This window comes from Bacillus sp. YBsi01 (assembly GCF_038406745.1).
Lineage (GTDB): Bacteria > Bacillota > Bacilli > Bacillales > Bacillaceae > Bacillus > Bacillus siamensis.
The window spans coordinates 297,286-323,237 of the sequence record NZ_CP151679.1; the positions used below are offsets into that span (position 1 = coordinate 297,286).

39 protein-coding genes are annotated in these 25,952 nt (G+C 43.7%); 38 read left to right on the plus strand and 1 reads right to left on the minus strand.

Annotation, left to right across the window (positions count from 1 at the left end; genetic code table 11):
* Positions 1-68 precede the first annotated feature (68 nt).
* Genes AADZ70_RS01695 through AADZ70_RS01710 form a run of 4 tightly spaced genes read left to right on the plus strand, consistent with a single transcriptional unit; the run spans position 69 to position 1,174 of the window.
* Complete coding sequence (locus AADZ70_RS01695; RefSeq protein ID WP_003155894.1) at positions 69-272, plus strand: XtrA/YqaO family protein; 204 nt, start codon at positions 69-71, stop codon at positions 270-272.
* 31 nt (positions 273-303) lie between these two features.
* On the plus strand, positions 304-684 hold the full coding sequence (locus tag AADZ70_RS01700) for a VWA domain-containing protein (RefSeq protein ID WP_342007605.1): 381 nt from the start codon (positions 304-306) through the stop codon (positions 682-684).
* On the plus strand, positions 681-902 hold the full coding sequence (locus AADZ70_RS01705; RefSeq protein ID WP_342007606.1) for a hypothetical protein: 222 nt from the start codon (positions 681-683) through the stop codon (positions 900-902). The genes AADZ70_RS01700 and AADZ70_RS01705 overlap by 4 nt, the downstream gene beginning before the upstream one ends.
* Complete coding sequence (locus tag AADZ70_RS01710; RefSeq protein WP_342007607.1) at positions 899-1,174, plus strand: hypothetical protein; 276 nt, start codon at positions 899-901, stop codon at positions 1,172-1,174. Before AADZ70_RS01705 ends, AADZ70_RS01710 begins: the two co-directional genes overlap by 4 nt.
* Positions 1,175-1,236: 62 nt before the next feature.
* Here AADZ70_RS01710 and AADZ70_RS01715 read toward each other — a convergent pair whose 3' ends face one another.
* The gene (locus AADZ70_RS01715; protein ID WP_342007608.1) at positions 1,237-1,512 is read right to left on the minus strand and encodes a hypothetical protein; all 276 of its coding nucleotides are present in this window, start codon (positions 1,510-1,512) and stop codon (positions 1,237-1,239) included.
* 108 nt (positions 1,513-1,620) lie between these two features.
* Between AADZ70_RS01715 and AADZ70_RS01720 the strand changes: the two genes are divergently transcribed.
* The 34 genes from AADZ70_RS01720 (at position 1,621) to AADZ70_RS01885 (ending at position 25,918) form a co-directional block, all read left to right on the plus strand.
* Positions 1,621-2,055 carry a hypothetical protein gene (locus tag AADZ70_RS01720; protein WP_342007609.1) on the plus strand — a complete coding sequence of 145 codons (435 nt, stop codon included), beginning with the start codon at positions 1,621-1,623 and terminating at the stop codon, positions 2,053-2,055.
* A gap of 10 nt (positions 2,056-2,065) precedes the next feature.
* Entirely contained in the window at positions 2,066-2,242 is a 177-nt protein-coding gene (locus AADZ70_RS01725; RefSeq protein WP_342007610.1) for a hypothetical protein, read from the plus strand.
* A gap of 78 nt (positions 2,243-2,320) precedes the next feature.
* Positions 2,321-3,046 carry a hypothetical protein gene (locus AADZ70_RS01730; protein ID WP_342007611.1) on the plus strand — a complete coding sequence of 242 codons (726 nt, stop codon included), beginning with the start codon at positions 2,321-2,323 and terminating at the stop codon, positions 3,044-3,046.
* A gap of 95 nt (positions 3,047-3,141) precedes the next feature.
* The gene (locus AADZ70_RS01735; RefSeq protein WP_224463130.1) at positions 3,142-3,270 is read left to right on the plus strand and encodes a hypothetical protein; all 129 of its coding nucleotides are present in this window, start codon (positions 3,142-3,144) and stop codon (positions 3,268-3,270) included.
* Between the two features lie 15 nt (positions 3,271-3,285).
* Positions 3,286-3,801 (plus strand): sigma-70 family RNA polymerase sigma factor, encoded by a 516-nt coding sequence (locus AADZ70_RS01740; RefSeq protein ID WP_342007612.1) that lies wholly within the window; start codon positions 3,286-3,288, stop codon positions 3,799-3,801.
* 104 nt (positions 3,802-3,905) lie between these two features.
* The gene (locus AADZ70_RS01745) at positions 3,906-4,043 is read left to right on the plus strand and encodes a hypothetical protein (RefSeq protein ID WP_014304494.1); all 138 of its coding nucleotides are present in this window, start codon (positions 3,906-3,908) and stop codon (positions 4,041-4,043) included.
* Positions 4,044-4,341: 298 nt separating this feature from the next.
* The gene (locus tag AADZ70_RS01750; RefSeq protein ID WP_003155868.1) at positions 4,342-4,554 is read left to right on the plus strand and encodes a helix-turn-helix domain-containing protein; all 213 of its coding nucleotides are present in this window, start codon (positions 4,342-4,344) and stop codon (positions 4,552-4,554) included.
* Between the two features lie 133 nt (positions 4,555-4,687).
* Positions 4,688-4,930, plus strand: coding sequence for a hypothetical protein (locus tag AADZ70_RS01755; RefSeq protein WP_042635077.1), 243 nt, complete (start codon positions 4,688-4,690; stop codon positions 4,928-4,930).
* A gap of 414 nt (positions 4,931-5,344) precedes the next feature.
* Entirely contained in the window at positions 5,345-5,500 is a 156-nt protein-coding gene (locus AADZ70_RS01760; RefSeq protein WP_157872147.1) for a hypothetical protein, read from the plus strand.
* Between the two features lie 44 nt (positions 5,501-5,544).
* Complete coding sequence (terS, locus tag AADZ70_RS01765; RefSeq protein ID WP_342007613.1) at positions 5,545-6,264, plus strand: phage terminase small subunit; 720 nt, start codon at positions 5,545-5,547, stop codon at positions 6,262-6,264.
* A complete protein-coding gene (locus tag AADZ70_RS01770; protein ID WP_342007614.1) occupies positions 6,264-7,538 on the plus strand; it encodes a PBSX family phage terminase large subunit in 1,275 nt (424 codons plus the stop codon). The genes terS and AADZ70_RS01770 overlap by 1 nt, the downstream gene beginning before the upstream one ends.
* Entirely contained in the window at positions 7,535-8,938 is a 1,404-nt protein-coding gene (locus tag AADZ70_RS01775) for a phage portal protein (RefSeq protein ID WP_342007615.1), read from the plus strand. The genes AADZ70_RS01770 and AADZ70_RS01775 overlap by 4 nt, the downstream gene beginning before the upstream one ends.
* Positions 8,925-9,845, plus strand: coding sequence for a phage minor head protein (locus tag AADZ70_RS01780; protein ID WP_342007616.1), 921 nt, complete (start codon positions 8,925-8,927; stop codon positions 9,843-9,845). The genes AADZ70_RS01775 and AADZ70_RS01780 overlap by 14 nt, the downstream gene beginning before the upstream one ends.
* A gap of 6 nt (positions 9,846-9,851) precedes the next feature.
* The gene (locus tag AADZ70_RS01785) at positions 9,852-10,133 is read left to right on the plus strand and encodes a hypothetical protein (RefSeq protein ID WP_342007617.1); all 282 of its coding nucleotides are present in this window, start codon (positions 9,852-9,854) and stop codon (positions 10,131-10,133) included.
* Between the two features lie 90 nt (positions 10,134-10,223).
* Entirely contained in the window at positions 10,224-10,805 is a 582-nt protein-coding gene (locus tag AADZ70_RS01790) for a DUF4355 domain-containing protein (protein WP_202274327.1), read from the plus strand.
* A gap of 15 nt (positions 10,806-10,820) precedes the next feature.
* Positions 10,821-11,738 (plus strand): phage major capsid protein, encoded by a 918-nt coding sequence (locus tag AADZ70_RS01795; protein WP_264819767.1) that lies wholly within the window; start codon positions 10,821-10,823, stop codon positions 11,736-11,738.
* Positions 11,739-11,742: 4 nt separating this feature from the next.
* Positions 11,743-12,078 carry a hypothetical protein gene (locus tag AADZ70_RS01800; protein ID WP_161503378.1) on the plus strand — a complete coding sequence of 112 codons (336 nt, stop codon included), beginning with the start codon at positions 11,743-11,745 and terminating at the stop codon, positions 12,076-12,078.
* 1 nt (position 12,079) lies between these two features.
* On the plus strand, positions 12,080-12,331 hold the full coding sequence (locus AADZ70_RS01805; protein ID WP_342007618.1) for a hypothetical protein: 252 nt from the start codon (positions 12,080-12,082) through the stop codon (positions 12,329-12,331).
* Between the two features lie 8 nt (positions 12,332-12,339).
* On the plus strand, positions 12,340-12,639 hold the full coding sequence (locus AADZ70_RS01810) for a phage head-tail connector protein (RefSeq protein WP_015388403.1): 300 nt from the start codon (positions 12,340-12,342) through the stop codon (positions 12,637-12,639).
* A complete protein-coding gene (locus AADZ70_RS01815) occupies positions 12,636-12,974 on the plus strand; it encodes a phage head closure protein (RefSeq protein ID WP_342007619.1) in 339 nt (112 codons plus the stop codon). The genes AADZ70_RS01810 and AADZ70_RS01815 overlap by 4 nt, the downstream gene beginning before the upstream one ends.
* Complete coding sequence (locus AADZ70_RS01820; protein WP_014471518.1) at positions 12,967-13,383, plus strand: HK97 gp10 family phage protein; 417 nt, start codon at positions 12,967-12,969, stop codon at positions 13,381-13,383. The genes AADZ70_RS01815 and AADZ70_RS01820 overlap by 8 nt, the downstream gene beginning before the upstream one ends.
* A gap of 18 nt (positions 13,384-13,401) precedes the next feature.
* Complete coding sequence (locus AADZ70_RS01825; RefSeq protein WP_342007620.1) at positions 13,402-13,800, plus strand: DUF3168 domain-containing protein; 399 nt, start codon at positions 13,402-13,404, stop codon at positions 13,798-13,800.
* A 13-nt stretch (positions 13,801-13,813) separates the two neighbouring features.
* The gene (locus AADZ70_RS01830) at positions 13,814-14,326 is read left to right on the plus strand and encodes a phage major tail protein, TP901-1 family (RefSeq protein WP_101605523.1); all 513 of its coding nucleotides are present in this window, start codon (positions 13,814-13,816) and stop codon (positions 14,324-14,326) included.
* Positions 14,268-14,582, plus strand: a complete 315-nt coding sequence (locus AADZ70_RS01835) for a fibronectin type III domain-containing protein (protein WP_342007621.1) — start codon at positions 14,268-14,270, stop codon at positions 14,580-14,582. The genes AADZ70_RS01830 and AADZ70_RS01835 overlap by 59 nt, the downstream gene beginning before the upstream one ends.
* Positions 14,524-14,838, plus strand: coding sequence for a fibronectin type III domain-containing protein (locus tag AADZ70_RS01840; protein WP_223253963.1), 315 nt, complete (start codon positions 14,524-14,526; stop codon positions 14,836-14,838). Before AADZ70_RS01835 ends, AADZ70_RS01840 begins: the two co-directional genes overlap by 59 nt.
* Before the next feature lie 65 nt (positions 14,839-14,903).
* The gene (locus AADZ70_RS01845; protein WP_031378545.1) at positions 14,904-15,410 is read left to right on the plus strand and encodes a tail assembly chaperone; all 507 of its coding nucleotides are present in this window, start codon (positions 14,904-14,906) and stop codon (positions 15,408-15,410) included.
* A gap of 47 nt (positions 15,411-15,457) precedes the next feature.
* Complete coding sequence (locus tag AADZ70_RS01850; protein WP_071348589.1) at positions 15,458-15,766, plus strand: hypothetical protein; 309 nt, start codon at positions 15,458-15,460, stop codon at positions 15,764-15,766.
* 4 nt (positions 15,767-15,770) lie between these two features.
* Positions 15,771-20,846: a hypothetical protein gene (locus AADZ70_RS01855; RefSeq protein ID WP_342008036.1), complete on the plus strand. Its 5,076-nt coding sequence runs from the start codon at positions 15,771-15,773 to the stop codon at positions 20,844-20,846.
* Positions 20,843-21,607: a distal tail protein Dit gene (locus tag AADZ70_RS01860; protein ID WP_342007622.1), complete on the plus strand. Its 765-nt coding sequence runs from the start codon at positions 20,843-20,845 to the stop codon at positions 21,605-21,607. Before AADZ70_RS01855 ends, AADZ70_RS01860 begins: the two co-directional genes overlap by 4 nt.
* 12 nt (positions 21,608-21,619) lie before the next feature.
* Entirely contained in the window at positions 21,620-24,976 is a 3,357-nt protein-coding gene (locus AADZ70_RS01865) for a prophage endopeptidase tail family protein (protein ID WP_342007623.1), read from the plus strand.
* Between the two features lie 13 nt (positions 24,977-24,989).
* Positions 24,990-25,379, plus strand: a complete 390-nt coding sequence (locus tag AADZ70_RS01870; protein ID WP_017417517.1) for a hypothetical protein — start codon at positions 24,990-24,992, stop codon at positions 25,377-25,379.
* Positions 25,369-25,497, plus strand: a complete 129-nt coding sequence (locus AADZ70_RS01875; protein WP_017417518.1) for a hypothetical protein — start codon at positions 25,369-25,371, stop codon at positions 25,495-25,497. The genes AADZ70_RS01870 and AADZ70_RS01875 overlap by 11 nt, the downstream gene beginning before the upstream one ends.
* Before the next feature lie 19 nt (positions 25,498-25,516).
* Positions 25,517-25,684 carry an XkdX family protein gene (locus tag AADZ70_RS01880; RefSeq protein ID WP_017417519.1) on the plus strand — a complete coding sequence of 56 codons (168 nt, stop codon included), beginning with the start codon at positions 25,517-25,519 and terminating at the stop codon, positions 25,682-25,684.
* Between the two features lie 12 nt (positions 25,685-25,696).
* Positions 25,697-25,918: a hypothetical protein gene (locus AADZ70_RS01885; RefSeq protein ID WP_048367942.1), complete on the plus strand. Its 222-nt coding sequence runs from the start codon at positions 25,697-25,699 to the stop codon at positions 25,916-25,918.
* The last annotated feature ends 34 nt before the right edge of the window (positions 25,919-25,952 follow it).

The window sequence follows — 25,952 nt, forward strand, 5'->3', positions numbered from 1 at the left end:
ACCGAAGCTGCGCCTCAGTGCCCTTGATATGAACTGGTACTTCTATCATAGCACAGGGGGCGGCCAGAGTGAACAAGCCAACAGAAATAAAAAATCATGAAACAACTATTCAGCAAAGCATCGAGCCGGGGAAAGTCCGCATCATTGTTTTAGATGGCACTGAAGGGACTGCTCATCTAATGGACGCCCCGGAACACGGTAAAACAATCATTCAAACAATAAAAGGCGGCCTGGCTCGTTGTGATTACGAGATCGGCCATAAATTCAAATAGCAGGGGTTTCCCCTGCGGGGGAGGAACGGGCATGGATAAATTACAGGAAATTATAAGTGACTTGTCATTGTGGCATTTAGCTTCAAAAGAGGAATTGAAGCCACTCGATATAAATGCAGGACCTTGTTACATCATCGAGCAGAGTTATGTCAAAGACATAATGATCAGCTACATGAGAAAACAGCAGGCAATCATTGAGGAACACCAGCGCCAGCAGGAAGTCACGGTCAATCAATTCCGGCAAGCGCGGGAAGAGATTCAGCGGCTTACAAAAGAGAATGAAGAACTAAAATTAAAGGTCGAGGGACAGGAAGAAGAAATAAGAGATTTAGAATTTGAAAACAGCAATTTAGAGGACGAGATAGAGGAATTGGAAGATAAAGTTGAAGCATTGGAGGGGGCTGCGGAATGAATTCGTATAAACAAATTTGCCCGTACTGTGGTTGCACAGAAGAAGAATGCTATGCCAACTGGGATTCGGACAGCGACGGAACTGTAACGTGTTCGAAATGCAATAAAAATTATTATTCTATGCCGCAGTATCGCTTCGAGGGTTGGCAGGTCGAAAAAATTTGTGAAGAATGTGGCGAAAAAGAAAGTGAATGTTTTTGCGAGGAGGAAGAAAAATGATGCCATTACAAGTAGAACTGCAACGGAACGTGAAGGCCACGAAGGACGAAGCAATGACCGTCGAGCAGGCGGCCGAGCTTTTAAAGGTTCACCCGGACTACATCCCGACGCTTGTCGCGCGGTCTGACGATCTGAAAATGATCGGCGACCATACCATCATCGCTAAACGGGATAAAACAAATATCTGGCTGGTCGGGGCATGCGTGGGGCTTTTCTTCTTTGCTGTCTCTGTGCTGCCGGGAATGTTGGGGATGACAGCACTTTTGAAATAAAAAGTTACAAGTTGTAGAGAAAGAGTTTTTCTCTACAACTTGTAAACAATATTAGAGATCAATTATTCCTGAACGTATTTACCTTTCCAAGTGTTAGGACCTATTTTGTTATAAGCTCCTGTATAATAATAACTTTTTCCACCAACATAAATACGTTTCTCAAAGTTTGGACTATTTTGCTCGATCCAAATATATTCTCTCCAATCATCATCAGCATTTACTGAGGCTTTAGTAGTTTGGTTAATTGGTGATGTTGGAGTTTGGGCAAAAGCAGGAGCTGCAGAAACAAGCAGAGCAAGGGACAATGCAGAACCAGTTAACACTTTTTTTAATTTCATTTAAAACACTCCTTTAGTTGTTTTTAGTACATCTAAAGAATTCGCCTGAAGTGAAAAAAATCCTTGTAAATAAATGTTAATTATTTGTGAATTAGGAAGGGGAAAATAATGAAAAAACTATTCAAATCAATCATACTATCAGCAGTATTACTTACGGGAGCGGCGGCCGTTGCGCCGTCTGCTTCTGCTGCATGGTCCGGCTGGCAAAATGAATCCGGGTACAGTGGTCGGGTATTTACGGACGCCACGACTTACACGGCCAGTGCCTCAACGGTGGACTGGAAAGCTGAGAAGAAAGGTTCCAGCACTCTTTATTACACGGCCGGCGTATACAAGAAGCGCAGTGGCGGCGGGCTGACTGATACGAATCTGGTACAGCGGGGCAGCTTCAAAACGGCAACACCTCTGAAATCATTCAATGTGAAAACGCTCCGGAATAAGACCGGGAAAGGAACCTATGTCATTCAGCTGGACTGCTATTCTGATTCCGGCAAGAGGAACTATATCGGAACATTTGAAACAGCTAAATTTCAAATCAAATAAGGGGGATTCGATGGCGCTGAGAATAGTTTTTCTGCTGATGGGGTTAGGATTCTGGTTTTATTTCCAGTACGAATACAGGCCGGACATGAAAGCGAACATCACGTTAATAGGCGCAATCATTGCATTGACGGCCGCGGCGTTTTTTCAAGATATTGATAAGTATTTAAAGAAAGAGGAGAAAGGGTAATTATTAATAGAAATCGTATTAACGCCGATATGATAAAATAGGGTTTATTGTAAATAATCGGTTTCAGGAGGAAATGGTTTGAAGGATGTTTTGTCTCTATTTGATTCACCAGAAGCTCTTTCTGCGCTGATGTCAGTATTTTTTGGCCTTACCTTTTTTTTAGTCACAGTTTTTACACTTCTAAAGAGTAAACATGAAGAGAGATACTTAAGGACATTGAGGGAATTTGAATTTCTTAAAGAACATACTAAGAATCTCGATGAAAAAGAAGAACAAGAAGCACAAAAAAATGTGATGAAACAAGAACAAGAAGTAAAGTCTCATGAAAGATCTTATGAAAAACCTTATAAAAAACTTCATGAAAAACCATATGAAAGAACATTGGGGATATATCAACAACAAGCTACTAATCATTCAAATTTGCAATTCTATGTTGGTCTAATTATGTCTATAGTTGGTTTTATCCTTTTAATAGGTATCATCATTTTTGCTGTTGGCTCAGACAACACTGTTAGTAGCGCAATTAGTGTTGTTGGAAGTTTAATTTTTGAAGGGATTTCACTTATGTTCTTAAAGGAGTCACAAAAGCTACGGATACGTGTAAAGGAATACCATGATAGTGTATTAGAAAATTCTAACAGAAAAGAATCAATAGACTTGACGGATAAAATTCAAGATGAAAAATTACGTTCATTAGTACAGGCCCAATTAGCTTTTCATTTAATGGGAATTGATCCTAGCATATTGAACATTTCAAATCTTTCAGACAATAATAGTTCTCTAACTGAGGATAATTCAAATTAAATAAGTCCAAGACGGAAAGCCTGCGGACACTGATCATTGCACAGAATCACTGTGCTCTGATTGGTGTCCGTTTTTTATTTGAGCGGAGGGATGACATGAAGCAGAAAAAGAAAAAGCCCAATAAAAACACGCAGGAGCGCTCAGATCGTTTCTGGCAACAAATGATGAACACGAACATGCAAAGACTTAAACGAGGCAAGGGCGGCGCATTTAAGCGCAAATAAGGGAGAGGAATCAGAATGCAGGATTTAATCATTGAATACAAACGAGCTTTAAGAGAAACAAGAAAAATGTATCGGCTCTACAAAGATACGGCTGAAGTCAATCTGACGGCTGAACAGATCAACGACAAAAAGATTATCAGTAGCATGATCAGCGATATTGAATTCACTCTCGAATGGCTGCAGAACGGAAGACAGCCCGGCGCCCGCCGAGGTGCTGACAGAAGAGACGCATACCAAAGGACGATTCTGGCTGAACCACGCTTAATTGATGCGCTGCCGGAAGAATACGCAATCGTTCAAGAAGCTGAGGGAAAGGTAAGTGATTGGGATAAGGAAAGAATTGCTGATGCCCTATCCGTGCTTACTGAAAGAGAAAAAGACATTTTCATGATGCACGCTGTGCAAAACATGTCATTCGAAGAGATCGCGCAGTTATTGGGGATTAAAAAAGGAACTGTGCAGAAGAACATTGAACGTTCCCGTCTGAAAATGAAAAATAGAGCAGATCACAGCCTATTCTGTTTAGCGTGAATAGGCTCTTTTTTATTGGAGAAATAATGAAAAAAGCCCATGAAGTTACTTGACGTGAGTAAATAAATGAGGTATAATTAAAGTATAGAAAGGAGGGAAAGAAAGTGGCTGAAATCGCATTGGTACTGGGGATTATCCTCACAACTCTCACAGTTGTTGAAAAAGTCCTCATCATCAGGGAAAAGCTTAAAACAAAAAAGCCCAAAATCAAAAAACGCAGACGTCCAAGAAAGCGCAGATGATTTTGAGCCGAGGGAGAAGGTAGCGCTTCTCCCTTGCTCCAAGTATAGCAAATGCGGCGACTAAATAAAAATACTTGAAAGCCAGCCACTTTCAAAAAAATGAAAAGTGTACAGTCCACCACCGATATTGTTGTTCTTCTCGCCCTGGCATATATGTTGTTTTTCCGTCAGGATGTGGCAGCGGGACCATTGAAAACGGCTCTCGACATTAGCCTGATCATTTTATTTGTTGTTTCGATCATCGAGAAAGCATTTTCCCTTTACTTGAAATATCGTGAGAAAAAAGGATGATTCAAAAATGTACAAGCCTAAAGAGCGTGACGCAATCAAGAAATTTCTGAATGAAGAGATACTCAATACAAGTGAAGCGCTTGAGATATTGGGGTTCACCCGTCAGTATCTGAACCAGTTAGTAAAGACCGGGGAACTGGAGCCGATGAAAGAAATGCCTCGGGACAGGCTTTTTCTGAAAGAGGATATTTTGGATTTCCAAAAACATAGGCGGAAATGAGCACCCTGTCAAAAGGGTGTTTTTTCGTCTTACGGTTGCCACCTATTTATGAAGGGCGCTTTCGTTCGACAAATTTTGCGAATAGTTCCTTTATCATACTCCTTAACCGATAATAAGGTGGGAGGTGAGAAGATTGGAACAGAAAATTTATCATATCGAAAGTCATATTTATGTGAAAATCGATAATTTTAAAACACCGGGAAATACGATCCATTTTGACGTCTATATTGCTAGAGATGAAAACGGTTATTATGGTAGAGCAGAAGTGTTTGGCGAAAAACCGATTTTTATTCCTTGGGTCCCACTTAATGACGAGGCTAGAGGACAACAAACTGAAATGATTGATTATGTAAAAGATTATTTATCAAAGAGTTAAAAGAAGCATCCTTCGGGGTGCTTTTTTATGTTCTCTGTAAACTGATTCCGGTAAATCTCAGAAAAACAATTGGCGGTTAACGGTCTGAGTGCGGTGTCGGTTTAGAGAGAATAAAAAACACTCCAAAGAGTGCTTCATTGATTACCTTTCCAATCTTTATTAAACACAAAATTAATTGAAAGAACAGATGCTTTTTGGGAAATTTCTCGATTACAGTTAGGGCAAGTGGTTTTAAATCTTTCAGCAAATGGATATTCACCCTCATATTCCATTATATATGGTTGCCCGCATGAACAGTTATTCTCGTATTTACGTATTAACAATTTCATCACCTCTTATTTATTTTTTGGCTTTGTTAATTATTTTACAGGGAGAAAAGTTACAAAACAACACAATTCAAAGGGGGGCACAATAATGAAATTACAAGCTGAACGAAATTTTTCGTTGAGTGCTGGAATACCTGCTTATAGGCCTGTTCTGATTACAGATGAAGACAGACGCCGAGAACAACTGAGAAAAGAGCTGTATAAGGAATTAAGAATCAATCCAATGAAATCAGCACGAAGATAATTCCAAAACAAACACGAATCAGAAGGGGGCGGCGGTGAATGTAGATGGCTGAAAAGCACATTCAGGCGTATAAGGATTACGTCAAAGGCATGAAATACAAGGACCTTGCCGAGAAGTACGGGGTGTCGGTGAACACCATTAAATCGTGGAAGCAGCGGCATGGTTGGGAAAGGAAAAAGGGTGCACCCATTGAAAAAAGTGTGCACACAAAAATAGGCGGCCAACCCGGCAACAAAAACGCATTAGGAAATAGCGGCGGGGCGGCTCCGGCAAGAAATCAAAATGCTGTATCACATGGGTTCTTCTCAAAGTATCTGCCGGAAGAAACTCTGTCCATTATGGAAGAGATTCAGGAGCGTTCGCCTGCTGATATGATATGGGATCAGATTCAGATCCAATACGCGGCTATTCTACGGGCGCAAAAGATCATGTTCGTTTCTGATAAGGAAGAAATGATTAAAGAATTGAAAAAGAAAAGGTCCCTATTATCTGAGGTCAGCGAAATTGAAGAGGAAGAGTATGAATTCCAATTTGCTTGGGATCGTCATGCTACATTCCTGAACGCCCAATCTCGGGCAATGGGAGAGCTCCGGAGTCTGATCAAGCAGTTCGACCAGCTGGCGCATGAGCAAGATGAGCGGCGTCTTAAATTGGAGCAAATGCGCTTGAATATCGAGAAGACAAAGGCAGAAGTAGAACGCCTGACAAATAAAGACGATGATTCGTCATTTGAAATTATCATCAAGGATAAGGGGGGACGCTGATGGAAAAAGAGGTGAATCCCCGTTTTAGAAACTTTCTTTTTGATTGGTCACAAAAGTTTTATTTCCTTGTTGGTGGTTATGGATCATCCAAAAGCTATCATGTTGCTTTGAAGATTGTTCTGAAATTGCTCAAAGAAAAGCGAACAGCCTTGGTGGTACGGGAGGTTTACGACACCCACAGAGATTCGACTTTTTCCCTACTCGAAGAGATCATTACTGACATAGGGTTGGATCATAAAATCCGATGCATTACCTCACCGATGCAGATACGCTTTCCAAACGGCAGCAAGATCATCTTTAAAGGGATGGACAAGCCTGCGAAGCTGAAATCGATCAATAATATTTCGATTGTATGGATTGAAGAGTGTTCAGAAGTAAAATACGACGGCTTTAAAGAGCTGTTAGGGCGTTTACGGCACCCGACTTTGCAACTCCATATGATTCTATCTACAAACCCTGTCAGCAAAGGGAATTGGTCGTATAAACACTTTTTTAAAGATGACACAAATCAGTTTTTTGTCTTGGATGACGAAGAACTTTATAAAGAGAAAACGATCATAAGAAACAAAACCTATTATCATCACTCGACTGCTGATGATAATTTGTTTTTGCCTGAAAGCTATATCGAGCAGCTAGAAGACTTAAAAACACATGACCCAGACCTTTACCGCATTGCCCGTAAAGGTCGTTTTGGCGTTAACGGAAAACTTGTTCTGCCGCAGTTTGAAGAGCGGTCGCATGAAGAAGTGATGGATGCTATAAGAGCAATTGACAGGCCTGTTCTGAAGAATGGTATGGACTTCGGTTTTGTTGATTCTTATAACGCTCTGGTTCGGATGGCTATCGACCATAAGGAAAAGATTCTGTACATCTACTGGCAATATTACAAAAACGATACGACCGATGACAAAACAGCTGAGGACTTAAAAGAACTTAAGCGCGTTTTGATCAAGGCCGACAGTGCCGAGCCTAAAACAATTCGATTCTTTAGGCAGCAGGGCTTCCTCATGAAACCTGCAAAGAAGTTTCAAGGCTCTCGCCTGCAATACACCAAGAAAGTAAAACGATTCAAAAAAATTATCTGCTCCGATCAATGTCCTGATGTTGTTAGGGAACTGAAGGACCTCACGTTCAAAGTGGACAAAGACGGAAACATCATCGAAGACGAATTCAACATTGATCCGCATACATTCTCGGCCATTTGGTATGGCTTAGACGATTATGAGGTATCTAGCCTTAAAGGGCATGGGGTAACAAGGAGGTTTAGAGGTTGATAAAGTTCTTAGACCAGATCAGAGCTTCAGGCATTACACCTGAATTGATTGCAGACATCATCGAAGCGCATAAAAGCGATCATGATAGAATGAAAAACTTATATGACCGGTATAAGGCAGAGGTTCAGGGCGTACCAATCCTAACCAGAGAAGCCATTGAATATGAGGATTTCGAGACCGGCCATGTTAAGAGGATAGATCATAAGGTCAATAACAAGCTTAATAACTCATTTGATTCAGACATTGTTGATACAAAGGTGGGCTATCTCTTCGGGCATCCGATTACTTATGAGTTTGATGATAAGCGAGAGACTGGCACTACTTCATCCGGAAAGCAGATGATTGATGACTTCAACACTCTGAATAATATTGCTGACGAAGATAGTGAATGGGGAAAGATGGCGACAATTTGCGGCTACGGAGCGCGGCTTGCATATATCGACCGGAACGGTAATGAAAGAGTCAAAAACATTGAACCATGGGAAGCGGTTTTCCTCAGCGATGGGAATATTCATGAACCGGAATATGCTTTGCGTTATTACGAGACATATAACGGGCAGCAAAAAGCAGAATTTTATGATAGTAAAACGATTTATTATTTCAGTACGAAGGATAGTTCAGCTTTTACCTTGGACGACAAAACGCCTCATATGTTTGATGGCTGCCCTTTATTTGGGTTGGCAAACAATAAAGAGCTCAAGGGCGATGCCGAGAAGGTATTGTCTCTTATTGATGCCTATGACCGGACACTGTCAGACGCCTCAAACGAAATTGAACAATACAGACTGGCGTACTTGATCCTAAAGGGACTGGGAGCCGATGAGGATACACTCCAACAGCTTAAAAAGACTGGGGTTCTTGAACTTTACGATGAAAAAGACGATGTCAGCTATCTGACAAAGGATATAAACGACGCGATTATTGAAAATCACTTGAACCGTTTGGAAGATAACATTCTCCGTTTCGCAAAGTCGGTCAATTTCTCTGATGAATCATTTGGCGGGAATGTCACAGGCGTTGCAATGAAATTTAAATTGATGGCGCTTGAGAATAAGTGCATTACGATGGAACGGAAAATGACTGCTGCCCTCCGTTATCAGTACAAGTTGATCTTTTCAGCTTGGGCAACGAAAAATAAAGCCAAAGCAGAAGATTACTTGAAAGTCTGGTTCGGATTCAAGCGCAATCTTCCAGCCAACGTACTTGAAGAGGCACAAACCACAGCTCAGCTTAAAGGAATGGTAAGCGAAGAAACCCGCCTGTCTCTGCTGTCGTTTGTTGATGATGTCCAGTATGAGCTGAAGAAGATGGAAGAGGAAGAAGAGGAATACAGGCTCAACATGCCGCCGTTAACGGATGTGGAAACAGATGCGGGCGGTGATGAAGATGAACCAGAATGATATTGATAAGTACCTGGACGACATGATCACTGAGGAAGCTCAGAAGATTGATGTCGTTTTTGCGTCTCGCTTAAAGGAGATCAATGCACAAATTGCCCGGATGTATGCGAAGTACAGCAAGGACGGCCAGCTTACTTTTGCCGATGCCAACAAATACAATCGTCTGAACAAGGAAATGGAGAGGATGGCCGAGGAATCTCACAAGGCTTTCAAAACCATTCTGACTATTGTTGAGGCATTAGCAGCCAAGCAGTTTTTAGAGAATTATATGCGTTCTGCTTATCTTTTTGAAATGGAATCCGTGGTTAACTTGGGTTTTAGCATCCCGACAGCCGAAGTCATTCGGCAGGCCATTCTAAACCCTATAGCTGAATTGACTTTGTCAGCGATATACAGGCGGCATCGAGACGATTATGTCCGGCAGATTCAAATTTCCGTCGCACAGGGTCTACAAGCGGGGGAGGATTATTCAAAGATCGCCCGCCGCATTGAAAGAGCGACCGAATTTGCCCGCAGGAAAGCCCGTGACGTGGCGAGAACAGAAGCTCATAGGGTACAAGTCTCGGCGAGGATGGAAAGCGCTGAGAAGGCCTCGAAACGGAGTAATCTTAAAAAAATGTGGAATGCTACCCTGGATCTTAAAACACGATCTGGCCATAGGAAGCTGGACGGGAAGACAATAGAACGCAATGGGCTGTTCAAATCAATTTACGGCGGCGTCGGGCCGGCTCCAGGGCACTTGAATAATGCCAAGGATGATATTAACTGCCGTTGTACGATTGCTTTTAAAGTAAACGGCGTGCTGCCGGATACGAGAAGGGCGAGGGAAGGCGGCAGCGGGGCAGGCCAAACAATCCAGTACCAAACCTATGAAGAGTGGTATAAATCCATTGAGGAAAAGGGGTAATGATCTATGAAAGTGAATGAACGTATTCAATATTTGCTTGAAATGCTGAATTGCGCTATTCGTTACGATGACTCTGATAGTTACGACGAGATTATGAGTGAGCTGAAACAAACACTGTTGCAAACAAAAACATTTGATGCAAAAAAAGCCAAGAAGCTTATTGAATCACAGGATATGTACAGGGCTAACTTACAGGATCTTGAAAAACAGAATGAACAAAGCAGTCTGACCGTTATTTTTAAGGGTGAAGCGTTGCAAAATTACCAGTTGTATAAAGATAGTCATTAAAGACCTGTCCTGAGCATGACGTTAAAAGGCTTATTTTTCATGCACTCATAACAGGCGCGCACTGTAGAGGGCAAAGGAGGAAGAAGCGTAATGCCAACATTAGAAGATGTGAAAAAATTTCTTGAAGAAAATAAAGAAAACGAAGAAGTGCAGTCGTATCTGAATGAACTTTCTGCCGTGTCTGCTGACAAGGTGAATGGGTTTTTAGATACAGAAGAAGGAAAACGTCTCATTCAGCCTCGGTTGGATTCTCACTTTACAAAAGGTCTTGATACGTGGAAGGCGAACAACCTCGATGCTCTGGTTGATGCAAAGGTAAAAGAGCTTTATCCAGAAGAAACAGAAGAGCAGAAGCGGATCAGGAAGCTCGAAAAGGAGCTGGAAGATCAAAAGACAGCGGCACAACGTGAAAAGCTTTTAAACAAAGCTGTTTCTTATGCTTCTGAAAAGCAACTGCCAGCAGATGTAGTGGAATTCTTTATCGGTGAGGATGAAGAATCAACGATGAAGAACCTCGGAGCATTCGAAGAGAAGTACAATGCCGCACTTCAAAAGGCTATTGAATCCAAGTTTCAAGAGAATGGCCGTGATGTCCAGTCCGGCAGCAATGAACCGACAAATCAAGATTTAGACATCAGCTCGCTTGCAGCTGAAGCAAGTATTAGAAAATAAGGAGGGCTATCTTTAATGCCAACATTTAATCCAAACAATGCATTAATGCAAGACTCAGTAAATGGGAAGGTTCCAACTGAACAAGGAACGCTGGTTTTAAAAGAGTTTATGACCCAATCTGCTGTCACGAAACTAGCAAAATATGAAGAAATGAGTAAGCCGGTAAAGGAATTCACGTACTTGGCTTCAGGACCGGGAGCCTACTGGGTTGGAGAAGGCGAGAGAATCCAAACTTCTAAGGCTCAATGGTTAACAGCAAAAATGATTTCAAAGAAATTGGGTGTCATCATCCCTGTTTCTAAAGAATTCTTGCGCTACTCTGTAACAGATTTCTTTACACAAATGCGCCCTGCTATCGCTGAAGCCTTTGCGATCAAATTTGATCAGGCTGCGTTATTCGGTGTAGATTCACCGTTTGGAAAAGGCGTATCTGTATTTGAAAAAATCAAGGAATCTGGTAACACAATTGCGTTAAACTCACTTGGCAATCTATATGATGAGTTAAATGGGGTCATGGCTCTTGTTGAAGACGCTGACAAAGATGTAAACGGCTTTACAACAACACGCCGATTCCGTCAAAAGCTCCGCGGCACTAAGGACGGTAACGGGCTTCCGATCTTCAACGATGCGACAGGGGGCGCCACACAACAAGCCCTTGGCCTTCCGATCGGATATGTGGATTCTAAGTCATGGGATTACGAAAAAGCGGCATTACTTGCGGCTGACTGGAATTACACACGTTACGGAATCCCTCAAGGCATGGAATACAAAATCTCAGAGGATGCAACATTGACAACGATTGTCGATGCAGACGGAAACCCGATCAACTTGTATGAGAGAGATATGGTTGCTCTCCGTGTAACTCAGCAAGTCGGATTCATGACACTGACCGATGATGCTTTTGCTGCTATTACACCAGCAACGGAGGCGTAAGCTTATGGGGTACACATCTAAAAACTATAGCACTAATAACGGCGACAAATTGGTGATCGGCGGCGAGCTCGAAATAAAAGAGGGTGCGAAGGTGACCGGGTTATCGGGTTCTGCGCCTGCTCCTAAAACTATCACTTCGGAAATGATCGGCGACGGAGAAGTGAAAAACATCAATATCGGTGATGGGTCTGTCCAAAGTCGTAATATTGGCACCGGTAGTGTACAAAATGCCAACATCGGCGCAAAGGCAGTTACTTTAGCCAAACTCGGTGACGATGTGACAGCAAAGCTTTCTGATTTAGAGAATCGGATAAAAGCACTGGAAGGAGGCAGCGCGTGATATGAAAGCATCTAACGGTTCTAAAACAATTGAATGCACTGAAAAGGCTTTTGAGGTGGTTTATTCTCACATTGGTTTTAAGAGAGTGGATGAGATCAAGAAGCCAGCTGCCGATCTTCTTGATATGACTGAGACTCAACTGCAGAAGGTAAACAAAGATGAGATTATTGCTTTCTTGAAAGAGAATGAATATGATTTTGACCCTAAAGCGCCTAAAGACGAACTGATCAAGATTGTCTTAGGTGAAGAGTAGGTGATTCAGTGGACATCGCACAAGTAAAGCGAATGACAGAGATTAAGACAGATAGGCATGACGAATATTTATCTGAAATAGTCCCTATTTTGATTGAGTCTGCCAGTGATTTTTGTAGCAACACTTTCGACCCGGAGGCTTTGCCAGCTGGCGTGAAGCTTTTTGTTGCGAAGGCTGCAGAATATAACATGAATCCTTCTGGACTCTCGGGAAGAAGCATGGGGGATGTGTCGTATTCGTACAATACAGAATTTCCTCGGTACATCACTAAACACCTTACGCCATATCGAAGGCTGAGAGTTAAATGATTTATGAGGAATTCCCCCACAAAATCACGTTTCAGCGGATGGAAAAGGTGCCGGACGGCGGCGGGGGCTATGTTGAAAAATTCACTGATTATCTCACAACAGAGGCTTTTGTTGGTGGGATTACGTCCCGGGAATATTATCAGGCTCAGCAACTTCAGAACCCGGTTGATTGCAATGTATATTTCCCGTACCGCAATGATATTGAGAAGACAATGCGGATCATCTACGAGAACAAGGTGCTGACTCTCAAATCAGATCCGATCGACCAGGGCGGCATGCATGAGATTATGAATTTGAAATGTCAGGTTACGGGGGTGTTGAAGGGCAATGGCTGAGGTCAGTGGTAGATGGGTCAGGCAGATGCAAAGAGCCACAAGCGAGTTCAGAAGCCGGGTCATAGATGATATTAAGCAACTGGTCACAGACACGGCCGAGCTGATTTACAGCCACGCTGTTCTGAATGCTCCGACCGCCGCAATAGACGGGGGGAACCTGAAAAATTCAATTGAAATCGACTACCAAGAGGGCGGCTTACGTGCCGTTATTTCTGTTGGTGCCGATTATGCCGTATATGTGGAATACGGAACAGGGATTTACGCAGAGGAAGGCGGCGGCCGGCAAACGCCGTGGGTTTATTATGACACCAAGCTTAATAGATGGGTGGTCACGCGGGGAATGCGGGCACAGCCGTTCTGGAATCCAGCGGTGGACGAAGGCATGCGGTATTTTGCCAGTCAAATGTGATAGAAAGGAGCTGTCATCATGCGATCTGCCTTGTGGCCGTTGCAGGCTGCTCTATTTAAGAGGTTATCAACAGACGAAGAGCTGAACGGGCGCGTCACGGGCGTCTTTGATGCAGTCCCGAAAGATCAGCAAAAGCCTTATGTGACAATGGGCGATGATGATGTATCCCCATTTAAAACCAAGACATCCAGCGGTGAAGAAATCAATGTGGTTTTACACTGCTGGTCAGGTTACAAAGGAAAAAAGGAAGCGATGGAGATTCTGAGCCTCATGCTTCAAGCGTTAACAAGCAGGCCCCTAACAATAGAGGGCTTTTCTTTATGCCGTTCTGAGATGCGCAGCATGCAGGTGATCACCGATATTGACGGGTACACGCGTCACGGCATTCTCAGAATGCGCTTCACAATAAACAATTGAGAGGATGAACAAAATGCCGGAATTATTGAACGGTAAAGATGAGATTTATTTTGTGCAGCCGATGGATGCAAAAGGGACAGACGGGCTGTTCATCGCCTTTCAAACAGAAGGGTCACACACGAAAGAACAGGACACGCTGGACGAATCCACAAAATCAGGTCGTATTGTTGGTTATGGTACAAAAAATGAAAGCTTTGAGCTGACTTATTATGCTGCTGTGACCGATCCGGGGCAGGAAGCGATTGAAAGTGCTTATGATAACGAAAAGGCAATTAAGGTCTGGAAAGTCAATAAAAACAAAAACAAAAATGATAAGCATGATTCTGTTTTTGGACATGCAATTATTGAAAGTTTGGAATTCAGTCAGCCGCAGGATGGGTTTGTTGAGGTTTCAATAACTCTGCCTGTGCTCGGGAAAACATTCAAAGGCGAATTGCCTCCACTTCCGGAAGAAGTGTTAAAAGCTATTGAATCCTCTGCCGGCGCGACTAAATTTGAGGAATTCGGCGGCTCAACTACGCCCTAAGGCGCCCCAAAATTTATCGTTCACGGCTACGTCTGACAGCGTGACCGTGAAATGGGATGCGGTAGATGGGGCAACTTCATATAAGGTATACAGGGGAGCGAGCAAGCAGCTGGACGCAACTGTCACTGGCACATCCCACACCTTGACAGGAATTGCGGCCGACACGAAACTTACGGTCAATGTCTCTGCTGTGAACGATGCGGGCGAGTCCTCAATGTCTGAGATTGTTACGCAAACACAAGCGGTTACGCCCTAACGTACCCCGCAATATAACTGCGAAAAGCGCCACTTCAAATCAGGTGAGTTTTTCATGGGATGCGGTGAAAGGGGCGACATCTTACAACATTTACAGATTTTACGCGAAAATAGCGACTGTCTCAACGAATTCGTACACGTCGAATCCTAACCTGAAGCCGGATACCGCCTACATTTTTAACGTGTCGGCAGTGAACTCGGCCGGGGAATCGGAACGTTCGGCCAATTTTACGATACGAACAGAAAAGGAATCATAGGGTCCGGGCTTCCCGGGCTTCCCGGGCTCTTTTTTAACATACAAAAATAATCGGAGGTTTTATAAATGGCTTACTTAACTATCGGAGATAAAGAATACAAATCACGTTGCGACTTTGCTTTTGATAGATTGGCAAACGAAAAATATTCCACTGCGGACGAAAAGGGCAAAGGCGGCACAATGAATATTTACATGAGCTTGCTTAACGAAGAGGCTTCCTACCTTTCTGCTTTTTGGGATTGTGCACTCGCTTACTTGAAGAAAGAAAAGCCATCAACTGAGGCTATTGAAGAAGCAATCATGAAAATCATTGATGAAGACGAGACAGGCGAGGCAATTGACAAAATGATCAATGAAGCATTCACAACACTGGACTCAGCGGGTTTTTTCAAAGGCGTGATCCGTCAGCGCTGGAAGATGATGGAGAAGATGAACAAAGGGAAGAAACCGGCTCCGAACGAAACACCGGAAATGGAAGCGAAACGGCTGGAGGACGAAGAGAACGGCAAGGAAGTCCTGAAGATGATGAAAGAGGCGTACAAAGAGAGAACGGGATCGACTATGACCAAATAATTACGAATTCCGCACATTGGCTTGGGGTTTATGATGTGGATTTAATCATGTCATGGACTCCTAACGAGTACAAGCTTCTGCTTAAAGGGGCCAAGTTGCGAGAAATAGATGAATTGGAGCTTATGGCAAGAAACGCCATGTTTCACCGTTACGCCATGAATGAGAAGCGCCCCAAAGAAACGAAAATGTTTGATGCGAAGAAGGCCAGACGCCAATTGGAGCGTAATATCACTGGCGATAACGACAAATGGCGCAAGTCAGATGTAAACGAGCTCGGCAAACGAGCCAAAGGGGTTCAGCGGTTTAATGATGCAATCCGCAACCACTTTGCAAAATTCGGACAAGGAATGGGGTGAGGGAATGATCGAAAGACTTACAGCGATAGTTGAAGCACAGACACGAAAATTTAATCGCAGTATGGATCGTGTCAACGATATAATGCGCCGGATGGCTGATCATCACACTGTCGAGATTGACGCCGAAATTGCCAGCTTTCAAGCAAGAGTACGGCAGGCGACTCAACAAATAGATAACTTTGTTCATCGACATGAACGCACGCGAGTTGATTTAGATGCGGATTCAGACCCTTTAACTCGGGCCATCAATTGGGCGAAGCAAAGATTAAGACAGATTCCCCAAACTGTCACCACGCAATTAATGGGGAATGTGCGGCCGTTATCTTCCGCATTGGCACGCGCTAAAGCAGGGCTATCGGCGATGGCGAACAGAATCACAACGACGATAGACGGAAATCCCACTCCTTTAGGGCGTGCTGTCGCTGTTGCGCGGTCAGCCATAGCATCAGTATCTCATAACGTAACTACCACTTTTAATGCGGCCACGTCGCCTATCATGCGCGGGGTTTCGTCAGTCCGTTCAGCTTTGGCTTCACTGCCAAACAGAATTACCACGGTCATAAACGGAAACACGGCTGCGCTTATGCGCTCTGTGGCAACGGCTCGCGCTGCTCTGGCGTCCTTACCGAGAAGAGTATGGATCAGTATAGAGGCTCGAATTGATCGGTTTGAAACGTCAATGAACAGGCTTGCCAAGATCACAAACTCAGTTTCAACAGTCATCGGTCATTCAATTGCCGGGGCACTAACGTCTCTACTCCCTGCAATTTCGCCAGCCCTTGCAAGTATTGTCGGGGTAATCGGCTCATTGGGTCCTATGCTCGGGGTGGCAGCCGGCGGAGTAATGGGGTTAACCAGTGCATTTGCAACAGCGGGAACAGGCGCGGCGGCATTCGGCGCCCTTGCTATTACTTCGATAAGCGGTGTATTCAAAGCATCCGAAGACCTTTCCAAGCTGCAGGAGAAGCTGGACAATGCAACAAGCGCAAAAGAGCGCGCTAAAATCATGAAACAGATCAATAATCTGCAAAAATCTCTTGGAAAAGAAGAGAGAGAGGCATTAAAGAACCTCGAAGACTTTAAAGACAACTGGCGGGACATCGGTACGATGGTTCAAAAGCCGATCTTAAAAACATTCGGTATGTCTCTTAATACGTTCAAACTCGCGCTTAACTCACTGATTCCAATGTTTGACGGGCTGGCGAAAGAGGGCGTGGGACTGGCAAAAAGCATGGACAAGGCTTTCAAGGCTCCGGACATGCAGAGATTCATTTCCTATCTGAACAAAGAAGCTCCGAAGGCGTTTGCTTCATTCGGCCGATCTGCCGGGAATGTCTTGCGGACAGTTTTCAATCTCATCGTAGCATTCGGACCGACCGGAAAGAGCATGACAAAATCCATCGAAGGAATGACCCAATCATGGGTGAAATGGTCAGCAAACTTGGGTTCCTCAAAGAAATTTCAAACTTTTGTGGAGTATACAAAAACCAACGGCCCAAAACTGCTGCAGATCATCAGAAACTTTTCGGGCGGCCTGACAAAGTTGTTTACTGGATTCGCTCCTATGTCTCAAGACATGATGACATCCCTCGTAGATCTGACCAAGCGGTTCAATGAGTGGGCTGGCAGCGTTACGAAAACAAAAGAATTTCAATCGTTCATAGACTATATCAAAACCAACGGCCCTACAGTATGGAGCACATTGGGGCAGATCGCGAAGACTATCATCAACTTGCTTGTCGGCATGGCTCCACTCGGAAAAACGATTTTGGAGAATGTAAACGGGTTTTTGAAATTTACTAATGCGGCGATGGAGGCAAACCCGGCAATCGGGAAATTTATCGCAGTCGGTATCTCATTACTTGGAGCTTTAAGAGCTATTGTTCCGGCGATAGTAGCGGTAAGCGCTGTTACCAACGGTCTTAAAGATTTTAAAGATGCAGCTGATTATCTACGAACCTTCAAAACCACAGCTGCGGGTATAAAGCTGTCCGGCCTGATTGGCCAATTAAAATCAGCGATAGCAACTATGGGACAATTCATTGCGAAGTATACAGCGATGGCAGCAAGTGCAACAGCTAATGCTGTGAAAATGGCGGCATCGTGGACAGCCATGAAAATATCAGCGTTTGTTTCTGCTCTGAAGCGCGGCATTGTTCAAATGGGTTTATGGATCAAGAATATGACTGTTATGGCGGCTCAATCAATCGCAAGTGCTGCCCGTACAGCAACCGCATGGACAGCAATGAAGATCAGCTCTTTTATCACAATGCTGACAAACGGGATTAAGCAGATGGGTCTTTTCATTGCCAAAATGACCGTGCTCGCAGCGCAATCCATAGCGCAGGCAACCCGCATGGCAGCGGCCTGGACGGCGGCGCAGATCAGCAATTTTATATCTTTGTTGGTTGCAGGCGGTAAGCAAATGGTTTTATTCGGCCGGCAACTCGTCGTGCTTGCGGCACAAGCGGCAGCACAGGCGGCACGTATGGCGGCATCATGGGTCATCGCAATGGGGCCTATCGGATGGATTACGGCGGCTGTCGTCGGTCTGGTTGCCTTGATCATCGCGAATTGGGACACGGTGAAATCGGCTACAATTGCGGTATGGGGTGCTATTTCCAGTTGGTTGTCTACTGTCTGGACAGGTATAAAGACGATAGCGACATCAACATGGAACGGGCTAAAGTCGTTCTTCTCTAATGTCTGGAATGGTATTAAGAAGACTGCGACTTCAGTATGGAACGGCATTAAGAACACTATTACCTCAATTTGGTCAGGTCTTAAATCGGCGGCTGTCACAGCCTTTACGTATATGCGGGCCCAGATCGTTAACAGGATCATTGCGACGAGAGATAAAATGATCAGCATCTGGAATGCAATTAAGAGTAAAGTATCGTCCATATGGAATGCCCTGAAAAGTGGTGCAGTGACTGCTTTTACCTATATGCGCGCACAAATTGTGAATCGGATTATTGCAACCAGAGACAAAATGGTCAGTTTGTGGAACTCGATAAAAAGCAAAGTGACATCTGTCTGGAATGCTTTAAAAAGTGCAGCTGTCACAGCCTTCAACTACATGCGGGCGCAAATCGTCAATAGAATTGTAGCGACGAGAGACAGCGTAATAAACCTCTGGAATACAGTGAAAAGCAAAGTGATGTCCATTTGGAACGGCATTAAAAGCGCGGCTTCTACAGCATTCAGCTACATGAAAGCGCAAATCGTAAACCGTATCCAAGCAACAAAAGAACGTATCGTCAGCATTTGGAATGGTGTCATGAAGTTTTTTAGGGGCATCAACCTCAAGTCCATTGGCCGCAACATCATACAAGGCTTAATAAATGGTATCAGCGGCATGGCGGGGGCGTTAGCGAGCAAAGTGAAATCAATGGCAAACGCAATTCCTAACGGCATGAAAAAGCTTCTCGGAATCCATTCTCCGTCAAGGGTAATGCGTGACCAGGTCGGTTATCACGTCGGCACCGGTATGGCGGCTGGTATTGATAAATCACAGGGAAAAGTAAAAGCGGCTGCGGCAAAAGCAGCAAAAGCGGCTCAGAAGGCAGCTGAGGTAAAGGTATCCAACAAAATTAAGAACGCTGAAGTGAAGTATGACACCAAGAAAATGGGCGTCGATACGTATATCAAAACATTGCAGAAGATTCAGAAGCAAAACAAGCTTACCAGCGAGCAAAACCGAAAAATCCAGCGCGAGATATATCAGGCATCCAAAAGCGCCTCTGATAAACAGAAGAAGCTACTGAAAGAGCAGCAGCGCAAGGAAGCGAAGGCGAAACTGGCGTATACCAAGAAAGTATCAGATCAGATTAAGAAAGCTGAGGCAAAATACGATACAGGAAAAATCAGCGGGAATACCTATATCAAAACGCTTGAGAAAATCAAGAAGAAGAACAAGCTGAATTCTGACCAGCAAATAAAGGTTCAACGGGAAATCTATCAGACTCAAAAAGCTATGGCTGATAAGGCCAGAAAGCAGAAGGAAGCCGAAAAGAAAGCGGCTGACAAACTTAACAAGGGCATTCTTTCTGCAAACAATACTTATCTCTCAAAATTCAAAAGTGTGAATGATAAACTGACTGCCGATATTAAGGCGGCCAATGATGCCTATAAAAAAGAGCTGCAAGACCGAACTGACGCGATTTATAACGCCATCGGTCTATTTGACGATGTCTCAAGTCAAAATGTGAACGGCTCCAAGCTGACTTCAAATCTTAAAAAGCAGCTGGACAAGATCAAAACGTTCAACACTGACATTACAAAAATAGCAAGCCGGGCACCGAAGGCATTCACAGACGAATTGAAAGAAATGGGTGTCGGGTCAGCTGATCAGATTAATGCAATAGCCCGTATGACTGATTCAGAGCTAAATGAGTATGTCAGTCTGTGGAAAGAAAAGCACAAGCTCGCCAGTGACCAAGCTGCCCAAGAATTAACCGGCTTGAAGAACGCGACGACCAAGAAAATAAATGAATTACGATCGGCCGCAAATAAAGAACTGGCACTTTTGAAAAATGACTATCTCCGCAAAATTGGGGAGCTTACAGTGGATGTAAAACAGCTTGGTTCTCTCAAGAAAAGCGGAAAAGCCATCGGTTCAAATACAATGGCTGGCATTATTTCTGGAATGAAGAATATGAAGGGCGAGTTGGCAAAAGAAGCAAATTCCATCGCCTCGACAATTGAGAAAACCATTAAGAAAAAATTGAAAATCCACTCCCCATCCAGATTGATGCGGGATCAGGTCGGGATCATGGTTCCTGCCGGTATCGCTGTGGGGATTCAGAATGGTATCGGCACTGTTCAGAAAGCTATGGGCGCCGTCAGTGATGCCATGACTATTCAGCAGGAGGATCTGAATTTTGCATATGACACATCCATTTCTAGCAGCGAACTCGGCACGGTTAGAAAAGAATTGAGCGCGGACATCCGGAACCTTGAATTGCCTGACAGAATGATTGTTGTTGAGATGGACAGCAAGAAGGTCGGTCAAGGCGTAGAAAAACCTGTCACAGACGCTCAGAAAAGGTCGAACGCAAGGAGGACGAGATTTAATTGATCAAATATCAGGAACTACTGCCTAACCAATGGAAAATCACGTTTGACGGCATTGATATATCACCCTTCTTTTATGTGAAGACCACGGGCGGCCGGGGAGTGACAGGAAGAGAAGTGAATACAGCCACTATCGGGAATCGCCCCGGTGGTTTCCTGCGGAACACAAGAATCCCTGTAAGAGTCATAACCATTGAGGTTCTTTTTGCCTTCAGAAGTGAAGAAGAGTTGAAGAAAAAGCAGGAGGAATTGACTTTTATTCTGCACACCGAAGAGCCTAAACCGTTAATTTTTCATGATGAGCCTGACAGATTCTATAACGCTGTCTTTGAAAGCATTTCAGAAGGCGAAGAACAGGGAGGGTTTCAGACTGCAACATTGACTTTTATCTGTCCGGATCCAAAAAAATACGGCTTAGCGAAGGATTTTGAATTTGATTCAGGTGTTCAAACTATTACTAATCCGGGCTATGCAGCCGTAGACCCAACAATCGAATGCGTTTTTGAAGAGAAAGCCACTTCATATGAGGTGGCTCTTCTTAATGCTGATGGGTCTGTATCGAAAACGATCAAGCTGCTGTACGATTTCATCGCTGGTGACACTCTTGTAATTGATTCAGCAAAAAGAAAGGTCACTTGCAGCGGTAATTTAATCATGACAGCACTTCAAATTCAATCAGATTGGTTTCTGCTGCCGCCCAGGACGCCAGTTAAAATCAAGTTCAGTCATAAGAGCAGCATCAAATTTAATGAGGCATATTTGTAAGGAGGTCCGGTCATGGCTGACATTTATATACTTTCACCAGATGATAAATTATTGACAGTGCTGTCCAGCTACGGACGAGAAACCTGTACGTTCTGGGATGCAAAATACAAGGAAGAGCTGAACAAGGGCTCTTCTTTTTCTTTTGTAGCGGACGCCTCCCATCCTGACGCACGCTTCTTATTTGAAGAGAATCAAGTGGTGTTCAGGGATAAGGACGGTGTACTGCGTCTGTTTGTCATCAAGGAATTGGATGATGCAGACGAAGAAGGAGAGGTTAACACCCAGGTTACCTGTGAGGCTGCCATGATGGAGCTTGTCGAAACATTTGTAAAAGATTTCCGCCCAACTAACAAAACTGCTCAGTTTGTACTGGACAACGTCCTTTCTCGGTCAAGATGGGTGGCGGAAGTAACGGCCGAGCTTGGAGTGAATTCGACTACCTTCTATAAAAAAACAGCGTTGGATTGTATTGCTGACGTGATCAATATATGGGGCGGAGAGCTTCAGGACACTATAGAATTTGATGGAAATAAGGTCGTCAAACGAATCATAAAAATACTTCCCCGTCGCGGTAAAGACAGCGGGAAGCGCTTTGAGAGTGATAAGGATACAACGAATATCCGGCGGACCGTTATCAGTTACCCGGTGACAGCCCTTTGGGGTTATGGAGCATCCATAGCGTCTACGGATGAGGAAGGAGAGGAGACGGGCGGTTATTCCCGTTTTATTGATTTCTCTGAAGTAGAATGGAAAAAATCAAAAGGCGACCCGGTCGATAAGCCTTTAGGCCAGGAGTGGGTTGGCGATCCGGATTTATTAGAAAGATTGGGGCGCCTTAAAGATGGAAATTTGATCCATCGGGAAGGCCAGTTCAATAATGAAGACATAACGGATCCGGAAGAACTCTTAAAGGCCACATATAATCATTTGATAACGACTGCATGTAAGACAGAAATCAATTATGAGCTGTCCGTGCAGCTGCTTGAGAGCGTGCCGGGACACGAACACGAACATGTGGAATTGGGAGATACAACGATCGCAATTGATCGAAACTTCGCTATCCCGATTGAGACATCGCAGCGCGTTATTTCAATGGAATACGATATTACCGACCCAGAAAATACTTGCGTCGTAGAGATCGGTCAATTTTTATCAGCATTACAAAAAGATGGCCGGATTGATCAAATTGAAAGCGTAATTGAAAAAAATCGCGGTACTTGGGAAAGTAAACCGGATGCCGGCGAGGTTACGGATGGCAGTTTCCCTGACAAAGCCCCGCCAGTTCCGTCGAATGTAGTGATCAAGGCAATGTTTCAGAATGTGGCCCTGACATGGGATTATGATCCGTCCAGTTATATTGCAGCCTATGAGGTATATGCTTCACAAGTAAATGGATTCATCCCATTAAGAGAGAATCGTATTTTCAGAGGCAAAACAGGCGGATATGAGCATTTTACGGGAGTAAATGAAGTTTGGTATTATCGCTTGCGATCAATCAACACACGAGGCACAGCGAGCGAATTCACGGATCAGTTTTCCGCGACCACTCAGCGCATTCTGACTGATGACATTGTTTTCGGAGCGATCACAAAGGAAAAACTGGCCGACCTGGCCGTTGATGCTGATAAGCTTTCCAGAAACTTTGATGATGCCAATATTTTGCCGGGTTCATTGTTGGATAGCAACTGGTGGTATGCCTATTCAGGCGCCAAGTACACGATAGACAAAAAAGAATTCAATGAAATGACAATTTCTCAGGATGGGAACAAGGCTTTTGGTGTTTGTCAACTCTCTGTCAAACAGACGATGTCGCTTGTAAAAGATCAAGTATATACTTTGTCTTTTGAAGTGAAACGAAATAATACAACAGATATATCTTGGAATCATCTAAAAAAAGGAAGCACTTTTATTTCCTTGGATGAAAGCGGACTCACTGACATAAGCAATTACCCGGCTGATGAATTCGTAAGAGTGAATATTCAATTCACGGCACCGGAAACCGGTAATAATTACACAATTGGTTTGGGCGGGCGTGGTTCTGATGATAACAGTAATTGCAGTTATGTCGTAAGAAAAGTTCAAGTCAGAAAAGGATCGGTATTTAAAGAGTATGGCTACAGTCCCTATGACGTAGCCCTGGTTGATGGAGTCATCACGAATAACTATCTCGCAAACCTTGCGGTCGGTTCTGCCAATATTCAATCAGCCGCGATAACATCAGCAAAAATTGCAGACGCGGCGGTAGGATCTGCTGCTATCGCGAACGCCGCAATTAAAAAGGCGCATCTTGGAACGGCCATAATTGACACTGCGCATATCATTGACGGTTCAATAACAAACGCCAAGATCCAAGACCTTTCAGCGGACAAAATAAACGTCGGGACGTTGAAAGGTATCACGATAGAGGGTGTGGACATAAAAGGGGCCCGTTTCGAGGCGCTGACACAATCAGAAGATGCCGAATACTATATCGAAGGTGATAAGATTTACCAATTCACCAGAGACTCTCATTATGATTACAACAAATTAGTTGTTAGTTCTGCGAAAATAACGCAGGAACAAGGAAGGTTTTACGATCATGGTGATTCCTCTAATGAAATCTACAGAACAGTCTCAATTGGTGATGGCAAAATTGAGCTCCGCGGCGCAGGCGAGCAAACCGCATATGAAACGGTTCCAACTATTTCAATGTATTCAGAAATAGGAGATGTTGGACAAGTTATAAGCCATTTTAATATGAAAATGGAAAGACAGGCAGCTGTTGAAGAAGACGCTTTTCTTCTTACTGCTACTACCAATCCTAAAAATATAGGAGAGCCGTTCACATATAACCGTTATCAGGCCCTTTTTGAAGGATCAGCTACTATTTATCGCTTTAAACCGAATAATTTAGATATTGATGTCCCCGGGGTCATTCGACTGAAATCAGGCCAAAAAACGATTGTTGATGCATCAGATTTAACGCTACCATTGGGAACCAAAGTTGTAGCAGGGAATGCAAAAAATTGCGAATTCAAATTGATGGGTGGCAATGTTTCTACAGAATTAGAAGACGAGCATGGAGGCCTACAATACGGTTTGATGGTTTACTGCTTTACTTGGGACATTAAACTGCCGCCGGACGGAGGGGCAACTGCGTACGCGCGCTACAATCGCATTCCTTTTGTTGATAGTTTTGATTATGCGCCTGAGAATGTTTTTGCGGCGGTAGGTACAGCGATTGGCGCATATTCTAATGCGGTTACGGTGGGATTAGAAAATATAAGCGCCAGTTCTGTTGATATTGGAGTGAGAGGAACTGGGACTACTGCCGGAGTTGCCGGAAAAACGATAAAGGTTCAAATTGTTATTTTTTACGAATCACAATAAAGGAGTAATTTTTATGATTGAAAAAAGGGATTTTAACATGAGTCTTTATTATGCGGACGGCATCGAAATAGAAGAAACCAGCGCGGGAATCGAAATAACTGCCGGCTCTATAAAAAAAGGAGACAAGACATATCCCATGGAGGCTGTTTCGTTCGATCTGCAGCCGGACGATAAAACCAAAGTAGCGTATCAATTATATGTCCTTCATGATATAAAGTCTGATGAAATAAGCTATTTGCTCACAAAAACCTATGTAGAGCCTGACGGTTATTATCAAGGGTACAGTGGGAGCAAAAAGCTTATTATGATTCCAGTTCAAATTGTCGTTGATCCACAAGGCAACCGAGAGGGGCTTATAACAATCTACGTTCAAAATAAGGAGGGTGACAAAGATGAAGCTTGAGCCCGTGGTATTAAATATTGAAGCAAAAGATAGAGAAAAGGAAAAGACTACAGAGGAAAAGTTGCAGGAACAAGTCCTTGACCTTCAGCGGGTTTGCAATCTCTTGATGAATCAATAAAAGGAAACGGGGGAGCCCATTGGAGAACCGAAGTGCTCTTTTCGGGTTTTTTGAGGATTGCTGGAAAAACGGAACTGTTTTGACCAGTGAAATGAGAAAAGCCGTTGAGAAAGGCCGCATCACACAAGCGGAATATGATGAAATTACAGAAAGCGAACGCGGTAATGCGTATCCCGATCAAGAGTAAGGAGTGAAAGGAATGCAAGAAATGACAAAAGAGCAACTTCAGGACCAGTTACAAATTGCAGCATATAAAGCTGCTTCCCTACAGCAGGAATTGAATCTGAAGAATAATGAGCTGGCCGAATATAAAGCGCTATACACGTTTGCAGATAATAAACGCGAGGAACTCGAAAAGCAAATAAACGCGACAGCAGCGTTGAAAGAAAATAATAGTGAACCAACACCTGTAACTGAATAGGTGTTTTTATTTTGCCTCGGAGGAGGTGATCAAA

Bases quoted from the DNA above. Each gene is read 5' to 3' on its own strand.
- AADZ70_RS01700 (WP_342007605.1), top strand. From the start codon at position 304: ATGGATAAATTACAGGAAATTATAAGTGACTTGTCATTGTGGCATTTA.
- AADZ70_RS01705 (WP_342007606.1), top strand. From the start codon at position 681: ATGAATTCGTATAAACAAATTTGCCCGTACTGTGGTTGCACAGAAGAA.
- AADZ70_RS01710 (WP_342007607.1), top strand. From the start codon at position 899: ATGATGCCATTACAAGTAGAACTGCAACGGAACGTGAAGGCCACGAAG.
- AADZ70_RS01715 (WP_342007608.1), bottom strand. From the start codon at position 1,512: ATGAAATTAAAAAAAGTGTTAACTGGTTCTGCATTGTCCCTTGCTCTG.
- AADZ70_RS01720 (WP_342007609.1), top strand. From the start codon at position 1,621: ATGAAAAAACTATTCAAATCAATCATACTATCAGCAGTATTACTTACG.
- AADZ70_RS01725 (WP_342007610.1), top strand. From the start codon at position 2,066: ATGGCGCTGAGAATAGTTTTTCTGCTGATGGGGTTAGGATTCTGGTTT.
- AADZ70_RS01735 (WP_224463130.1), top strand. From the start codon at position 3,142: ATGAAGCAGAAAAAGAAAAAGCCCAATAAAAACACGCAGGAGCGCTCA.
- AADZ70_RS01740 (WP_342007612.1), top strand. From the start codon at position 3,286: ATGCAGGATTTAATCATTGAATACAAACGAGCTTTAAGAGAAACAAGA.
- AADZ70_RS01750 (WP_003155868.1), top strand. From the start codon at position 4,342: ATGTACAAGCCTAAAGAGCGTGACGCAATCAAGAAATTTCTGAATGAA.
- AADZ70_RS01760 (WP_157872147.1), top strand. From the start codon at position 5,345: ATGAAATTACAAGCTGAACGAAATTTTTCGTTGAGTGCTGGAATACCT.
- terS (WP_342007613.1), top strand. From the start codon at position 5,545: ATGGCTGAAAAGCACATTCAGGCGTATAAGGATTACGTCAAAGGCATG.
- AADZ70_RS01770 (WP_342007614.1), top strand. From the start codon at position 6,264: ATGGAAAAAGAGGTGAATCCCCGTTTTAGAAACTTTCTTTTTGATTGG.
- AADZ70_RS01780 (WP_342007616.1), top strand. From the start codon at position 8,925: ATGAACCAGAATGATATTGATAAGTACCTGGACGACATGATCACTGAG.
- AADZ70_RS01785 (WP_342007617.1), top strand. From the start codon at position 9,852: ATGAAAGTGAATGAACGTATTCAATATTTGCTTGAAATGCTGAATTGC.
- AADZ70_RS01790 (WP_202274327.1), top strand. From the start codon at position 10,224: ATGCCAACATTAGAAGATGTGAAAAAATTTCTTGAAGAAAATAAAGAA.
- AADZ70_RS01795 (WP_264819767.1), top strand. From the start codon at position 10,821: ATGCCAACATTTAATCCAAACAATGCATTAATGCAAGACTCAGTAAAT.
- AADZ70_RS01800 (WP_161503378.1), top strand. From the start codon at position 11,743: ATGGGGTACACATCTAAAAACTATAGCACTAATAACGGCGACAAATTG.
- AADZ70_RS01805 (WP_342007618.1), top strand. From the start codon at position 12,080: ATGAAAGCATCTAACGGTTCTAAAACAATTGAATGCACTGAAAAGGCT.
- AADZ70_RS01815 (WP_342007619.1), top strand. From the start codon at position 12,636: ATGATTTATGAGGAATTCCCCCACAAAATCACGTTTCAGCGGATGGAA.
- AADZ70_RS01820 (WP_014471518.1), top strand. From the start codon at position 12,967: ATGGCTGAGGTCAGTGGTAGATGGGTCAGGCAGATGCAAAGAGCCACA.
- AADZ70_RS01825 (WP_342007620.1), top strand. From the start codon at position 13,402: ATGCGATCTGCCTTGTGGCCGTTGCAGGCTGCTCTATTTAAGAGGTTA.
- AADZ70_RS01830 (WP_101605523.1), top strand. From the start codon at position 13,814: ATGCCGGAATTATTGAACGGTAAAGATGAGATTTATTTTGTGCAGCCG.
- AADZ70_RS01840 (WP_223253963.1), top strand. From the start codon at position 14,524: ATGCGGGCGAGTCCTCAATGTCTGAGATTGTTACGCAAACACAAGCGG.
- AADZ70_RS01845 (WP_031378545.1), top strand. From the start codon at position 14,904: ATGGCTTACTTAACTATCGGAGATAAAGAATACAAATCACGTTGCGAC.
- AADZ70_RS01850 (WP_071348589.1), top strand. From the start codon at position 15,458: ATGTCATGGACTCCTAACGAGTACAAGCTTCTGCTTAAAGGGGCCAAG.
- AADZ70_RS01855 (WP_342008036.1), top strand. From the start codon at position 15,771: ATGATCGAAAGACTTACAGCGATAGTTGAAGCACAGACACGAAAATTT.
- AADZ70_RS01865 (WP_342007623.1), top strand. From the start codon at position 21,620: ATGGCTGACATTTATATACTTTCACCAGATGATAAATTATTGACAGTG.
- AADZ70_RS01870 (WP_017417517.1), top strand. From the start codon at position 24,990: ATGATTGAAAAAAGGGATTTTAACATGAGTCTTTATTATGCGGACGGC.
- AADZ70_RS01875 (WP_017417518.1), top strand. From the start codon at position 25,369: ATGAAGCTTGAGCCCGTGGTATTAAATATTGAAGCAAAAGATAGAGAA.
- AADZ70_RS01885 (WP_048367942.1), top strand. From the start codon at position 25,697: ATGCAAGAAATGACAAAAGAGCAACTTCAGGACCAGTTACAAATTGCA.